Source organism: Kineococcus siccus (assembly GCF_009906795.1).
In the GTDB taxonomy this organism is placed as follows: domain Bacteria; phylum Actinomycetota; class Actinomycetes; order Actinomycetales; family Kineococcaceae; genus Kineococcus; species Kineococcus siccus.
Genome location: NZ_JAAALN010000115.1, coordinates 1 through 13,880, shown reverse-complemented (window position 1 = coordinate 13,880; position 13,880 = coordinate 1). Strand labels below are relative to the sequence as shown.

Sequence of the window (13,880 nt, the reverse complement as noted above, 5' to 3'; positions counted from 1 at the left end):
CACCCGTTCGGGAGCGCCCCGGGTGCCGCACCCTGGCAAGCTCCGGCGCATGGCCGCCCCCTCCGACCCGCCCGCGGGTCCCGCTCCCGTCCCGCTCGCGCAGCTGCTCGCCGGGTTCGGCCCGCCGCGCGCCGTGGACCCGGGGGCGCTCGCGGCCGCCGTCGCCCGCGGCCGCCGGCTCGTCGTGCTGGACGACGACCCGACGGGCACCCAGAGCACCACGGACCTGCCCGTGGTCACCACGGCGGCGGCCGAGGACCTGCGCTGGGGGCTGCAGCAGCCGACGCCCGGGTTCTTCGTCCTCACCAACAGCCGCTCGCTGGGCCCCGCGGACGCCGCCGCCCTGCTGCGCGACGTCGTCACGACGCTGCTGCGGGTGGCCGCGGAGGAGGGCGTCGAGGTCGTCGTCGCGAGCCGCGGGGACTCGACGCTGCGCGGGCACTTCCCGCTCGAGACCGACGTCGTGACCGAGGCCCTGGCGGCGGCCGGGCGGCGCGTCGACGGGGTCGTCGTCGTCCCGGCGCTCGTGGACGCGGGCCGCGTGACGGTCGGCGCCGTGCACCTGCTGCGCACCCCGGAGGGCTACGTGCCCGTGGGGCACAGCGAGTTCGCCCGCGACGCGACGTTCGGCTACGCCTCCTCGGACCTGCGCGAATGGGTCGCGGAGAAGACGGAGGGCCGGGTGGCGCGCGAGGACGTCGTCGCGCTGACGCTGGCCGACCTGCGCTCGGGCCCCGGGCGCGTCGTGGAGGTCCTCGACGGGCTGCGCGACGGCCGGTTCCTCGTCGCCGACGCCGCGGACGACGAGGACCTGCGCGCGCTCGTCGAGGGGCTGCTCACCGTGGAGGCCCGCGGCCGCGAGCTCGTCTACCGCACGGGCCCCTCGTTCGTGCGGGCCCGCACGGGGCAGGTCGCGACACCTCCCGTGACCCCCGAGCACCTGCGGGCGGCGCTGGCCGACGTCCCCGACGAGCGGCCGCGCAGCGCGAGCGGGCTCGTGGTCGTCGGCTCGCACGTGGGCCTGACGACGCGGCAGCTCGACGCGCTGCGCGCCGCGGGCGGCATCGTCGAGGTGGAGCTCGAGGTGCCGACGCTCGTGCGGCCCGGCGAGCGCGACGCCCACGTGCGGGCGAGCGTCGAGCGGGTGGTCGCGCTGCTGGACGCGGGCGGCCCGGACGTCGTCGTCCGCACCAGCCGCACCCTCGTGCGCGGCACGGACGCCGACGACAGCCTGCGCATCGCGCGCGCCGTGAGCGGGGCGCTGGTCGAGGTGGTGCACGACGCCGTGGCCCGGACCCGGCCCGCCTTCGTGCTGGCCAAGGGCGGCATCACGTCCTCCGACACGGCCACGAAGGCGCTCGGGATCACGCGCGCCTACTCGCGCGGCACGCTGCTGCCCGGGCTCGTCTCGGTGTGGGAGCCCGTGGTGGGCCCCGCCCGGGGCGTCGCCTACGTGGTGTTCGCCGGCAACGTCGGCGACGACCGCGGGGTCCTGGACGCCGTCACGACGCTGCGCGCGGCCGCGAGGCCCGAGGGCCGGCCCGCCGGCTGAGCCGGGCGGTCAGACGCGGAACTTGGCGGTCGCCGCGCGCAGGGCGCCGGCGAGCTCCTCGACCTCGGCGACCACCGACGAGCTCTCGCCCGCGCGGCTGCTCGTGTCGGCCACGGCCCCGGACAGGGTGCCGAGGTCGGCCGCGACGCCGCGCGAGGTGGACGCCGCGGTGGCGATGCGGCGGTTCATCTCGTCGCTGGTGGCGCTCTGCTCCTCGGCGGCCGCGGCGATCGTGCCCTGGAACTCGGTCATCCGGGCGACGATCTCGCTGATCTCCTCGATCGCGGACCCTGCGCCCTGGCTGTCGGACTGCAGCGAGGTGACGGTGCGCGTGATGTTCTCGGTGGCGACGGCGGTCTCCTGCGCGAGGGCCTTGACCTCGGCGGCGACGACGGCGAAGCCCTTGCCCATCTCCCCGGCGCGGGCGGCTTCGATGGTCGCGTTGAGCGCCAGCAGGTTGGTCTGCGCGGCGATCGCGGCGATGACGCCGACGACGTCGCCGATCTCGCGGCTGGACGCCGTGAGCTGCTGCATCGTCGCGGACGTGCTGCCGGCGACCGCGACGGCCTCGTCGGCCACGAGGGCCGACGTCGTGGCGCTGCGGGAGATCTCGGCGATCGCGGCGGCCATCTGCTCGCTCGAGGCGGCCATCGAGGCGACGGCGTCCGACACGACGTCGGCCCCGTGGGTCGCGGAGGCGGACAGGCCGTCGGAGGCGGCCGCGGCCGAGCCGATCGCGAAGGACGAGGTGCGCAGCCGCGCGGTCGCGCCGCCGAGGTCGTCGGCGGCGGTCGTGATGTCGCGCACCAGCTCGCGCAGCCCCGCCGCGGCCTGGTCCAGCGCCGTGCCCATGCGCCCGACCTCGTCGGTGGTGCCGAGTCCGGCCGTGACCGTCAGGTCGCCACCGGCCAGCCCGGTGAGGGCCGCGGAGACGCGGCCGAGGGGACGCGTGACGCTGCGGGCGACCACGCGGGCGAGCAGCACGGTGACGAGGGCGGAGAGGACGCCGGCGACCACGATGAGCTGCAGGCCGCGGGTGCGGGCCGCGGCGACAGCCGCCTCGTGCTCCGCGGCCTGCGCCTCGACGGCGTCGGCCACGGCGGGCAGCAGCTCCTCGACGGCCTCGAACTGCGCCAGGAAGGCGGGGTACTCCGCGAGGGCGGCGGCGGGGTCCTGCCCGCTGAGGCCGGCGAGGCGCTGACCGGCGGCGGCGTAGGCCTCCACGGCGGGCGAGGCCTCCGCGACGGCCGCGGTCACGGGGCCGCCCAGGTCGGCGGCCGTGACGTCCGCGAGCCGGCCCGCGAGGCCGTCGGCGGCCTCGGCGGCCCCGGCCACGCCCTCGTCGTGCTCAGCGCCGGTGGGGAAGAGCAGGGACTGCAGGACCGCTCCGCGCAGGGCGTCGTGGGCCATGTCGGCCTCGAGCGTGGCGCGGACCGCGCCCGTGCTGCGGCTGAGCTCCTGCGTGGCGGTGTCCGCCGTGTGCAGGGACGAGGCACCGACCGCCGCGAGGGCGCCGAGACCGATCAGTGCCGTCGCCGACGACACCGCGAGCTTGCGCGCGAGGGGGAGGTTGCTCCACGCGCCGGTGGAACCAGTGGTGCCCATGACCGGTCATCGGCACCACCGGCCCCCGGCTGAACCGCGGGGCGGGGATCAGCCCAGGGTGGAGGTGTCCACCACGAAGCGGTACCGCACGTCGGAGGCGACGACGCGGTCGTAGGCCTCGTTGATCTTGTCGGCGGCGATGACCTCGATCTCGGCGCCCAGGCCGTGCTCGGCGCAGAAGTCGAGCATCTGCTGGGTCTCGGCGATGCCGCCGATCATCGACCCGGCGAGGCTGCGGCGGTTGGGGATGAGCGAGAACGCCGCGACCGTCATGGGCTTCTCCGGCGCGCCGACCTCGACCAGGGTGCCGTTCACGGCCAGCAGGCCGAGGTAGGCGTCGAGGTCGATGGTCGCCGAGACCGTGTTGACGATGAGGTCGAAGGAGCCGGCGAGGTCCGTGAAGACGTCCGGGTCGCTGGTCGCGTAGTAGTGGTCGGCGCCGAGGCGCAGCCCGTCCTCCTGCTTCTTCAGCGACTGCGAGAGCACGGTGACCTCGGCGCCCATGGCGTGGGCGATCTTGACGCCCATGTGGCCGAGGCCGCCCAGGCCGATGATCGCGACGCGCTTGCCGGGGCCCGCGCCCCAGTGGTTCAGCGGCGAGAAGAGGGTGACGCCGGCGCACAGCAGCGGGGCGGCGACGTCGAGCTCGAGGCCCTCGGGGATGCGCAGGACGAAGTCCTCGGTCACCACGACGTGGGTGGAGTAGCCGCCCTGCGTGGGCTGGCCGTCCTTGCCGACCGCGTTGTACGTGCCGATGTTGCCCTTGAGGCAGTACTGCTCCTCGCCCTTCAGGCAGTTCTCGCACTCGCGGCAGGAGTCGACCATGCAGCCGACGCCGACGCGGTCGCCGACGGCGTGCTTCGTGACCTCGGAGCCGACCTCGGCGACGACGCCGGCGATCTCGTGGCCGGGGACGACGGGGTAGTTCGTCGCACCCCACTCGCCGCGGGCCGTGTGGATGTCGGAGTGGCAGATGCCGGCGAACTTGATGTCGATGAGGACGTCGTGCGGGCCGAGGTCGCGGCGCTCCACCGTCAGGGGGGCCAGGGGCTCGGTGGCGGACGTGGCGCCGTAGGCGTTCACGGTGAGCATGCGGAGAGGGCTCCTCGTCGTGTCGGGATCTCGTGGGCGCGGGGAGGGGCGCCGTCGACCGTCTCCCGCTGGGCACGACGGTAACCCGCGCCGGGAGGTGCTGCCGTTCCGGAGGCGGGCACCCGTCCCAGGGGCCACAGTGGACGCCATGTGCGACGACACCCCGCTCGTCGAGGTCCGCCTGCCGGCGGACCTCTCGGCGGCGCGGCACGCACGCAGCTTCCTGCGCACCTCGCTGTGCGCGCACCAGACCCGCGTCATGGACCGGGCGCTCCTGCTGTTCTCGGAGATGGCCGTCAACGCGGTGGAGCACGGGGACCCCCCGGTCACCGCGACGCTCGACTGCGGGGGCGTCGACGGCGTCCGGCTCGCCGTGCACGACGGCAGCCGCGTGCGGCCGGTCCGGCACGAGGTGGGCCCGGAGGCCGAGTCCGGTCGCGGCGTGAACCTCGTGGACGTCCTCAGCGACCAGTGGGGCGTCGACGTCGACGCGGACGGGCGCGGCAAGACCGTCTGGTGCCGCCTGCGCCCCTGACGGCCGGGCTCAGGCGTCCAGGACGCGCACCAGCACGAGCGCGACGTCGTCGTCGCTGCCGTCCGGCAGCATCCGGCGGATCAGCTCGTCGCACAGCTCGTCCAGCGGGCGGTCGGCCAGGTCGGCGACCGTGTCGTGCAGCTCCGCGAGCCGCTCGCCCATGCTGCGGTCGCGACGCTCGACGAGCCCGTCGGTGTACAGCAGGACGATCGAGCCCGGCAGCAGGTCGGTCTCGTGCTGGTTGCGGCGCTGGTCCGGCCCGAGGCCCACGACGATGCCGGTGCCGCTCAGCTGGGTGACCTCGCCCGCCGGGTGGACCAGGACCGCGGGCAGGTGACCGGCCACGCACCAGCGGGCGCGGCGGACACCGTCGACGGCCTCGGACACCTGCAGCACGATCGCGGTGGCGAGCGTCGTCATGCCGAGCCCGTCGAGCACGGTGTCCAGGCGCCGCACGACGTCGGCGGGCTCCGCGTTGCGGTCGTAGGCGATGCCCCGCACCAGGGTGCGCAGCTGGCCCATCGCCGCGGCCGCGGACACGTCGTGGCCCATGACGTCGCCGATGACCACGGTCGTGCAGCCGTCGGGCTGGACGAAGGCGTCGTACCAGTCGCCGCCGACCTGGGCCGCCTCGGCGGCCGGGTAGTAGCGGGTCGCCACGGCGAGGCCCTCTGAGTGCCGCGGCGGCGTGAGCAGGCTGCGCTGCAGCACTTCCGAGGTGTTGCGCTGCTGCGCGTAGAGCCGCGCGTTCTCCAGCGCCAGCCCGGCCCGCAGGCCCAGGTCGACCGCGGTGCGCAGGTCGTCGTCGTCGAAGGGGGGCCGGTCGGGCCCGCTGAACATCGTGAGGCAGCCGGTGATGACGCCGCGGGCCCGGAGCGGGACGACGAGGACGCTCCCGAGCCCGAGGACGTGCAGCAGCCGGGTGAACTCGCCGTCCGCGGCGCCGCGGGCCATCTCGGCCCGGCCGACCAGCGGCACCAGGGTGGGCCCGAGCTCGCCCCGCAGGACGCGGGAGGAGAAGGAGTCCGGCAGCAGCCCCGTGCCGAGCAGCTCCTCCAGCCGCGCGGCGTCCGCGGCGCGGGCCTCGTCGGCGTGGGTGGCGCTCACGTGCTGCACGCGGCCGCTGGCGTCCAGCACGCTCGCGAAGGCCCACAGCGCGAAGTCCGGCACGACGAGCGAGGGCAGCACGTGCAGCGCCTCGTCGGGGTCGAGCAGGGTGGAGAGCCCGTCGGTGACGCGCGAGAGGAACTCCAGGCGGCCCCGGGCGGAGCGGGCCTCGGCGAGGGCCTCGTCGCGCTCGCGCTCGGCGTGGATGCGCGCCGTGACGTCGTACTGGACCCCCACGTGGTGGGTCACGCGGCCGTCGGTGTCGCGCACCGGGGAGATGACCACCTCGTTCCAGAAGGCGGTGCCGTCCTTGCGGTAGTTCAGCAGCAGCTCGGTGACGTTCTCGCCCGCGGCCAGCGCCGCGCGGATGCGCGCCACGGCGGCCCGGTCGGTCTCCTCGCCCTGCAGGAAGCGGCAGTTGCGCCCCAGCACCTCCTTGCCGTACCCGGTGGTGCGCTCGAAGGCGGGGTTGACCCACACCAGCGGGTTGTCGGGCCGGCTGGGGTCGGAGATCGTGAACGACAGGTCGCTCGCGACGACGGCCCGGCTGCGCAGCTGGGCGGCCGACTCCTGCGCCTCCGCCACGGCCTGGTGCTCGCGCAGGGGCAGCATCACGACGAGGGCCAGGTCGGAGAGCCCCTCCGCCTCCGCGTCCGCCAGGGGCAGCCCCACCACCCACAGCGGCTCGCGGGCGCCGCTGAGGTCGGTCTCGCGCTGGGCCGAGACGCGCTCGCCCTGGATGGGCTGGCCGGCGGCGACCCGCGAGAGGGGGCTGGAGGGCTGGCCCAGGTCCGGCCGGTCCAGCTGCGAGCCGTCCTCGGCCTGCAGGCCGGCGGCGCGCGACCACTCCTCCAGGTCGCACGGCAGCTGCTGCCCGGGGGCGAGCTGCTCGGCCACGGGGTTGGCCACCAGGACGGTGCCGTCGCCCGTGCGCACCAGCAGGACGGCCCCGGGACGGCCGTGCATCACGCTGGGCAGCAGCTCGGTCGCAGAGCCGTCCGCGAGAGCGGTGGGCGGGCCGTCGGTCACCCGCGCATCTTACGGGGAGTCACCGCAGGGGGCGCTGGTCGCGGCGCCGCCGGGAGCCGGGAGGGCGAGGCCGACACTCCGCGCGTCGAGTCGTCACCGTGAGTAGGGAACGGTCGAGAGGGGCCCGGACGCACGAACGCGGGGAGTGCCTCGTGGCACTCCCCGCGTCCTCCTCCTCAGGAGGTGGGTGTCGTCAGCGCAGCCGTCACTGCACCGCGGCGGTGGCCGCGTCGGCCGCCGCCTGCGGCACGGCGGTGAGGCCACCGAAGATCCACCCGTTGCCGGGCGGGGCGAGGTTCGTCTTCTTGCTCGTGAGGTACGCGGTCGTCGTGGCACCGAGCGAGCCGTTGGCGTCCGTGAAGAGGATCGGGACCCCCTGGGAACCGGAGACCGGGGCCGCGGCCAGGGCGTCGGCGGAGGCGCCCGCCGCACCCCCGACCAGGCCCGCGCTCTGCGAGTCGAAGAACTCGCTCGCGACGGCGTAGTCGGCGATCTTCGTCGCCGTCTCCGCGCGGTTGGCGCCCGACAGGCGCGACGTGCCCTTGAGCGCCGTGTAGGTCCCGTCGGACACGACGCTGGTGCCGCCGAGGACGATCCTCGTCGTGGTGCCGAGGGCGTCGAGGGCCGCGGTGGTCTCGCCCGGGACGCTGTCCGCCTGCGTGAGCAGGATCGGGTAGTTGCGCTGCCAGGCGATCGGCCCGGCCGCCAGCGCGTCCGCGGTGGAGGTGCCGGAGGCGAGGAACACCTTCTCGGGCGGGAAGGTCTCGTCGGCCTGCGCGACGGCCGCCGCGGTCGCGTACCGGTTGGCCCCGGCGTAGCGGACGACCGTCTTGCCGGCGGTCTTCCACGACGCCTCGAGGCCGGCGGAGACCTGGTTGACGCCGCCGACGATCCAGACGTTCTCGACGCCGAGCCGGGTGATCTCGTCCGCCGTCACGGTCGGCACGGAGTTGGTCTCCGTGTAGAGGATCGGCGCGCTGTACAGGCCCGCCAGGTACGAGGCCGTGAGGCCGTCGACCGTCGCGGTGCCGTTGACGATGACGACGTCCGGGGTGCTGTCGTCCGTCGGGGACAGCAGCTTCGACGCCGCCACGGCGGTGGCGTACCGGTCGTTGCCGGCCACGCGGGTGTCGAAGGCGAAACCGGCGGCGGCGTTGGCCGGGGCCGCGGTCGCCGCGAGGGTGCCGAGGCCCACGAGCAGAGCGGCGCCGGCGCCGATCGCCCGTGCGGTGCGGTGGTTCTTGGTGATCACGATGTCTCCTGAAGGTCTCAAGGGGTGTCGGGGGGTGGGGCCGGGCGTCAGGTGGTCCGCAGGACGCCGTTGAGCCCCGCGGGGTAGAACCCGCCCTGGGTGACACCCTTGTCCGCGTTCAGGTACACGATGTTGAGGACCTCGTTGTAGCTGCGGCTGTAGGCGATGCTGTTCGCGTCGGTCGGCACGAGGTTCGCGCGCCCACCGGTGCCCACCGTGATGCCCTGGTCCTTCGAGACCGCCGACCCGTCGAGGGAGTCCCGCGCCGCGGAGATGAGGTTCGTCGGCGCCGCGAGGTCGTTCTGGTAGAGCAGGGTGCGGACGATGCCGGCGTGGTAGGCCTCGACGGCGAGGATGCCCGCGGCGGCCTCGAGGTAGTCCTTGTTCTCGACCAGGGGCGAGGCGCCCTTGTAGGCCGTGACGCCGACGTCCTCGAACAGGAACGCACCGAGCAGGAAGAACGCCTCGCTCGAGAAGGGGTCGAACGTCTCGCCCGCCTTGATGACGCCGGCCGCGACGGCCGCCCCCGTGAAGGACTCCCGCAGGTTGATGGCGGGCCGCGAGACCGCGCTCGTGCCGAGCGCGCTGCGCAGGAACTTGACGTGCGCGATCTCGTCGTTGGCGATCTCCTCCGCGTAGTAGCGGATCGCCTTCGACTTGAAGGGCACGCGGTGCCCGCCGGTGACGCCGCCCTGGGTACCGGTGCCGGTGGCCGTGGCGTTGTCGAGCCCGTGGCCGTAGGCCGCGAAGCAGTAGAACTCCGCCTCGAGGTACTCGAGGTTGAGCGCGAAGTTGAGGACCGCGACGTCGGAGACGGGGCCGTCGGCCGCGTCCGCGCGCTGGGCGGCCGCGGTGCCGATGAGGCCGGCACCCACGGCGCCGGCGGACAGCAGCCCCATCCCCTTGAGGAAGGTGCGCCGTTCCGTCTCGCTGGTGGAGCTGCGGTTGATCATGTCGACGATGAGCGACTTCTTGAACATGGGCAGCCTTCGGTGGTGTGTGGTGCTCAAGGGTTGGGCACCGTGGCTGGGCGCCGCGTGGCGGCGGTGGCACGAACGTCTGACTCACGTGATCTGTCGAGCGACGGGACTGGTGGTGCGCCTGCGCGAGCAACGGAGCCTCGGCCGGCGCGACATCCGTGTCACGGAGGTGGAGAGGCCCCGCTTCGATCGGGTCTCGCCCCACCCCTTCGGTGCCGATCGCACCGCGGATGGGTCGACGTCCACCATGACCATGACACGCACCGTCGCCTCATGGCTACCTGTTGTCACATTCCTGACCGTGACCCGGTCGTCACGGTGGGTCGATGACGGCCCGCCGACGGGGGACTCGCCCGCCCGGCGGCACGTCGGCCGGGCCCGGGTAGGGCACTGTGAGGCCCATGCAGACCCCCGAGAGCGCCGTCACGACCTGGTGGGCCACCGCCACCCCGCGCTCCCGGCGGCGGGCCCTGGACCTGGCCCCGGCCGAGGCCGTCCCCGGCTGGCTGGCCGACGAGCTGACCCGCGGCGGGGTGGCGCTGACCATGGCGCTGTTCACCGAGGGCCCGCGCATCACCCGCCGCTACGTCCAGTCGCCGGAACTCCGCGCGCACCTCGCGGCCGAGCGCTCGGCGGTCAGCGCCGCCTGAGCCGGGCCGCCTGAGTCGGCGCGCGGGGGAGGGCCCGCTGCGGGACACTGCACCCGATGCTCTCCCCCGTCCTGTTCTCCCTGGCCGGAGCCAGCGCTCTGGTCGCCGCCCTGCTCCCGCGGATCGTCCGTCACCTGCCGATCAACCTGCCGATGGCCTTCCTGGCCGCCGGTGTGCTGCTGGGCCTGCTGCCCGGGCTGCCCGCCGTCGACCCCCTCGTGCACCGCGAGGCCACGCAGCACCTCACCGAGATCGTCGTGATCATCTCGCTGATGGGCGCCGGCCTGGCGCTGGACCGCCCCGTCGGCTGGCGCCGCTGGGCCTCCTCCTGGCGGCTCATCCTCGTGGCGATGCCGCTGACGATCGCCCTCGTCGCGATCGCGGGCACCGCGCTCGCGGGCCTGCCCGTGGCCGCCGCGATCCTGCTGGGCGCCGTGCTCGCACCCACCGACCCCGTGCTCGCCACCGACGTCCAGGTCGGTGAGCCCGCCGACGAGGAGGGCACCGAGGACGAGGTCCGGTTCGCCCTGACCAGCGAGGCCGGCCTGAACGACGGCGCCGCCTTCCCCGTGGTGCACCTCGCGGTCGTCCTCGCGACCGCCGGTGCGACGTCCGCGGCGCTGGGGCACTGGGCGCTCGAGGACGTGCTGCTGCGCGGCGCGGTCGGCATCGTCGGCGGTCTGCTGATCGGCAAGCTCCTGGGCAAGCTGTTCTTCCGCGCCCCGGTGCCCTCGCTGCGCCTGGCCGACGAGGCCGAGGGCTTCACGGCGCTCGCGGTGACGTTCCTGGCCTACGGGGTCACGGAACTGCTGCACGGCTACGGGTTCGTGGCGGTGTTCCTCGCGGCGTGCACCATCCGCGCCGAGGAGCGCGCCCACGGTGCGCACCGCGTGGCCCACAGCTTCATCGAGCAGATCGAGCGCATGTTCACGTCGTGGTTGCTGCTGCTGCTCGGGGCGGCCCTGGCCGACGGGTTGCTGCGCGACCTGACGTGGGGGCTCGCGCTGGTCGGCGTCCTCCTCGTGGTCGTCGTGCGACCCCTCGTGGGCATGCTCAGCCTGGCCGGAACCCCCGCCGGGCCGCGCGAGCGGTGGGTCATCGCGATCTTCGGGGTCCGCGGGATCGGGTCGTTGTTCTACCTCTCCTACGCCCTCGGTGAGGGGGAGTTCCCGGCCGGTCAGCTCTGGGCGGCCGTGGGGTTCACGATCGCCCTGTCGGTGCTGCTGCACGGGGTCACGGCGACCCCGCTGGTCCGCCGGCTGGACGAGGCGCGGTTCCAGGCGGCGCCCACGGACCGGCGTCGAGACGTCGCCGACACCCATCTGTGACCGTGCAACTACTCCATGATCTCCGAGTGGCCGACCTCACGTCCCGGCCCTACATTCGTCCCCGGTCATCAACGTCAACCGTCAGGGGAACACCATGCTCGGAACCATCGTCGGACTCGTCATCATCGGCCTCATCGCCGGTTTCATCGCCCGCGCCGTCGTGCCCGGCAAGCAGCACATGGGTGTCGGCGCGACCATCCTGCTCGGCATCGTCGGCTCGTTCATCGGCGGTTTCCTCGGCAAGCTCCTGTTCGGCGCCGACGCGGGCAACGGCTTCGTCCAGCCGTCCAGCTGGATCGGCTCCATCATCGGCGCGATCATCGCGCTGCTCATCTGGATCTCCGTGAGCAAGCGGAGCGCCGTCCGCCGCTGACGCACGTCGAGGGGCTCAGCGCCGAGCACCGGGAGGCGGCTCACTGCTCCGGCAGCGAGCCGCCTCCGGCGCGTCCGGCCCCCTGCAGCGCGCCGACCCGCACCTGCGCGTCGGCCCGCACCTGCGCGTCGGCCCAGCGCACGAACTCGCGGGCGTCCACCGCCCGGCAGTGCAGGAACCCCTGGGACTCGTCGCAGCCGAGACCGCGCAGGAGTTCCAGCGTGACCTCGTCCTCGACGCCCTCGGCCACCACCCGCAGCCCGAGCGCGTGGCCCAGCGTGACGGTGCCCGCGACGATCGCCGCGATCCGCGGCTCGGCCGCGGCCCGGTCGGTGAAGGCCCGGTCCAGCTTCAGCTCGGTGGCCGGCAGGTCGCCCAGGTAGGCCAGGGACGAGTAGCCGGTCCCGTAGTCGTCGATGCTCAGCCCGATCCCCAGCGCCGCGATCCGCTCGCACGTGCGCAGGGCGACGACGGGGTCCTCCATGAGGGTCGTCTCGGTGACCTCCAGGACGAGGTCGCCCGGGAGCATCCCGCTCTCCTGCAGCACGGCCTCGAGCAGCGGCAGCAGGTCGGGGTCGGTCAGGCAGCTCGTCGAGAGGTTCACGGACAGCCGCACCGCGCGGCCCTCGGCGCGCCAGCGCTGCGACTGCGCCGCGGACGTCCGCAGCACGTGCTCGGTGAGCGCGGCCATGTGCCCGCGCTCCTCGAGCAGGCCGAGGAACCCGTCGGGAGCCAGCAGCCCCAGCCGGGGGTGCTGCCAGCGCACCAGGGCCTCCGCGCCGACGACCGCGCCCGTGCGGATCGACAGCTGCGGCTGGTACCGGACGACGAACTGCGTCGCCGCGAGCGGGGTGCGTCCCGCCCCCAGCGCGTCCTCGAGCTCCTGCGCCAGCAGGGCCCGCTCACGCGCGTGCCGGTCGGCCTCGTCGTCGTAGACGCCGACCCGGACCTCCGGTCCGCCGCCCGCGGCCCCGCCCTTCGCGAGGTACATGGCGGTGTCGGCCTGGCGCAGGAGCTCGGCGGCCGCGACGCCGGTGCCGTCGCTGGTCGCGATGCCCACGCTGGCCCCCACCCGGACGCGGTGCACACCCACCGGGACGGGGTGGTCCCCGATCGAGGCGACCCGGCGCGCGACGAGCACGGCCGACCCCAGGTCCGCGCCCGGCAGGAGCAGGGCGAACTCGTCGCCACCGAGCCGGGCGGCCGTCGCGCCGGCGGGGGCGGCATCGAGCAGCACGCGGGCGCACCAGCGCAGCAGCTCGTCGCCGGCCGCGTGCCCGAAGCGGTCGTTGACCTCCTTGAACCGGTCGAGGTCGACCACCAGCAGGGCCACGCGCGTCACGGCCGCCTCGAGGGCCGCGAGCAGCGAGCGGCGGTTGGCCAGCTGCGTCAGCTCGTCGGTGCGCGCCTCCTGCCGGGTCCGGGCGAGCTGCGTCAGGCCCCCCACCAGGCGCATGGCGTTGACGGCGGTGCCCACGACGGCCAGCACGCACAGCACCGCGATCGGGGCGGTGTCCGCCGGGGGCAGGCGTGTGGAGAGGGCCAGGGTCGCGACGGCTCCGAGCAGCACGACGAGGGAGCCGACCGCGAGGTCCTGCGTCCTGGCCGTCTGCGGCAGCGCCGGGTGGGCGCGCAGCACGGCGCAGACGACGAGCCCACCCGCCACCAGCGTCCAGCCGGCCCCGAGCAGGTCCCCGCCCGCGACGCCGCGGTGCACCGCGAGGTCGACGAGGAGCAGGGCGACGAGGCCGAGCGTGCCGGCCCCCGCCGCCCACGCCCGCGGGTTGCGCAGCAGGTCGCTCAGCACGGCGATCGTGAGGACCGTGCCGAACAGCAGCAGCAGGGCGCCGAGCTGCAGCACCGACAGCTGCGACGACCACCACGGCCAGGCCGAGGCCCCCTGCCGCCAGGCGACGAGGAGGTCGAGCAGCGCCGCGAAGGTCAGGGCCGCGCTGACGCCGTTGAGCCAGTCCTTCGGGTCGGACGTGCTGCTGCCCACCCGGTTCCAGAGGATCAGCCCGCGGTAGAGCAGCGGGACGGCCACGAGGGTGGCCACCCCGGAGACCAGCAGCTCGGGCGGGGTGGCGACCACGCCGCCGGCGGCGAGCCGCGCGACGAGCTTGCCGAGCGCCCCCAGGGCCAGGACGCCCAGGGCGCGCGCCAGCCACGCCCAGAGCGCCCCGTCCGCCTGGCTGCCTCCCGCACGCCGGTGCAGGAGGACGGCGGCGCCCGCGAGCACGAGGCCCTGGCCGGCCGCGGCGGCGGCGGTCGTCGCGGGGGCGGCGGCGCCGCTCGACGCGCCGAGCGTCAGCAGCACGGTCGACACCACCGCGAGCCCGGCCACCACCGCCGCCGCGACGGCGGTGGGGCGGGGGGC

Annotated in this window: 11 protein-coding genes; 5 read left to right on the top strand and 6 right to left on the bottom strand. The window is 74.9% G+C overall.

The window, feature by feature from the left end; all coding sequences use genetic code 11:
• The first annotated feature begins 49 nt into the window (after positions 1–49).
• A complete protein-coding gene (locus GTR02_RS13415) occupies positions 50–1,552 on the top strand; it encodes a four-carbon acid sugar kinase family protein (RefSeq protein ID WP_166608000.1) in 1,503 nt (500 codons plus the stop codon).
• Between the two features lie 9 nt (positions 1,553–1,561).
• Here GTR02_RS13415 and GTR02_RS13410 read toward each other — a convergent pair whose 3' ends face one another.
• Both GTR02_RS13410 and GTR02_RS13405 read right to left on the bottom strand, forming a co-directional pair.
• Positions 1,562–3,157, bottom strand: a complete 1,596-nt coding sequence (locus GTR02_RS13410; protein WP_166607999.1) for a methyl-accepting chemotaxis protein — start codon at positions 3,155–3,157, stop codon at positions 1,562–1,564.
• A gap of 48 nt (positions 3,158–3,205) precedes the next feature.
• Entirely contained in the window at positions 3,206–4,249 is a 1,044-nt protein-coding gene (locus GTR02_RS13405) for an NAD(P)-dependent alcohol dehydrogenase (protein ID WP_166607998.1), read from the bottom strand.
• Between the two features lie 148 nt (positions 4,250–4,397).
• On the opposite strand from GTR02_RS13405, the gene GTR02_RS13400 reads away from it, so the two are divergent.
• On the top strand, positions 4,398–4,784 hold the full coding sequence (locus GTR02_RS13400) for an ATP-binding protein (protein ID WP_166607997.1): 387 nt from the start codon (positions 4,398–4,400) through the stop codon (positions 4,782–4,784).
• Between the two features lie 9 nt (positions 4,785–4,793).
• Here the strand turns inward: GTR02_RS13400 and GTR02_RS13395 are convergent, their stop codons facing one another.
• The 3 genes from GTR02_RS13395 to GTR02_RS13385 all read right to left on the bottom strand — a co-directional run bounded on the left by GTR02_RS13395 (position 4,794) and on the right by GTR02_RS13385 (position 9,152).
• On the bottom strand, positions 4,794–6,920 hold the full coding sequence (locus GTR02_RS13395) for a SpoIIE family protein phosphatase (RefSeq protein WP_166607996.1): 2,127 nt from the start codon (positions 6,918–6,920) through the stop codon (positions 4,794–4,796).
• Between the two features lie 205 nt (positions 6,921–7,125).
• Positions 7,126–8,172 (bottom strand): cell wall-binding repeat-containing protein, encoded by a 1,047-nt coding sequence (locus tag GTR02_RS13390; RefSeq protein ID WP_166607995.1) that lies wholly within the window; start codon positions 8,170–8,172, stop codon positions 7,126–7,128.
• Between the two features lie 47 nt (positions 8,173–8,219).
• On the bottom strand, positions 8,220–9,152 hold the full coding sequence (locus GTR02_RS13385; protein ID WP_166608001.1) for a ferritin-like domain-containing protein: 933 nt from the start codon (positions 9,150–9,152) through the stop codon (positions 8,220–8,222).
• A gap of 401 nt (positions 9,153–9,553) precedes the next feature.
• Between GTR02_RS13385 and GTR02_RS13380 the strand changes: the two genes are divergently transcribed.
• The 3 genes from GTR02_RS13380 to GTR02_RS13370 all read left to right on the top strand — a co-directional run bounded on the left by GTR02_RS13380 (position 9,554) and on the right by GTR02_RS13370 (position 11,503).
• Positions 9,554–9,802 (top strand): hypothetical protein, encoded by a 249-nt coding sequence (locus GTR02_RS13380; RefSeq protein WP_166607994.1) that lies wholly within the window; start codon positions 9,554–9,556, stop codon positions 9,800–9,802.
• Positions 9,803–9,858: 56 nt separating this feature from the next.
• Complete coding sequence (locus GTR02_RS13375) at positions 9,859–11,130, top strand: cation:proton antiporter (RefSeq protein WP_166607993.1); 1,272 nt, start codon at positions 9,859–9,861, stop codon at positions 11,128–11,130.
• A gap of 94 nt (positions 11,131–11,224) precedes the next feature.
• The gene (locus GTR02_RS13370) at positions 11,225–11,503 is read left to right on the top strand and encodes a GlsB/YeaQ/YmgE family stress response membrane protein (protein WP_166607992.1); all 279 of its coding nucleotides are present in this window, start codon (positions 11,225–11,227) and stop codon (positions 11,501–11,503) included.
• Between the two features lie 40 nt (positions 11,504–11,543).
• Here the strand turns inward: GTR02_RS13370 and GTR02_RS13365 are convergent.
• Positions 11,544–13,880, bottom strand: a 2,337-nt coding sequence (locus GTR02_RS13365; protein ID WP_166607991.1) for a putative bifunctional diguanylate cyclase/phosphodiesterase, incomplete at its 5' end; no start/stop codon positions are given.

Excerpts from the sequence above, each read along its gene's own strand:
- GTR02_RS13405 (WP_166607998.1), bottom strand. The coding sequence starts at position 4,249 with ATGCTCACCGTGAACGCCTACGGCGCCACGTCCGCCACCGAGCCCCTG.
- GTR02_RS13415 (WP_166608000.1), top strand. The coding sequence starts at position 50 with ATGGCCGCCCCCTCCGACCCGCCCGCGGGTCCCGCTCCCGTCCCGCTC.
- GTR02_RS13410 (WP_166607999.1), bottom strand. The coding sequence starts at position 3,157 with ATGGGCACCACTGGTTCCACCGGCGCGTGGAGCAACCTCCCCCTCGCG.
- GTR02_RS13375 (WP_166607993.1), top strand. The coding sequence starts at position 9,859 with ATGCTCTCCCCCGTCCTGTTCTCCCTGGCCGGAGCCAGCGCTCTGGTC.
- GTR02_RS13380 (WP_166607994.1), top strand. The coding sequence starts at position 9,554 with ATGCAGACCCCCGAGAGCGCCGTCACGACCTGGTGGGCCACCGCCACC.
- GTR02_RS13385 (WP_166608001.1), bottom strand. The coding sequence starts at position 9,152 with ATGTTCAAGAAGTCGCTCATCGTCGACATGATCAACCGCAGCTCCACC.
- GTR02_RS13400 (WP_166607997.1), top strand. The coding sequence starts at position 4,398 with ATGTGCGACGACACCCCGCTCGTCGAGGTCCGCCTGCCGGCGGACCTC.
- GTR02_RS13370 (WP_166607992.1), top strand. The coding sequence starts at position 11,225 with ATGCTCGGAACCATCGTCGGACTCGTCATCATCGGCCTCATCGCCGGT.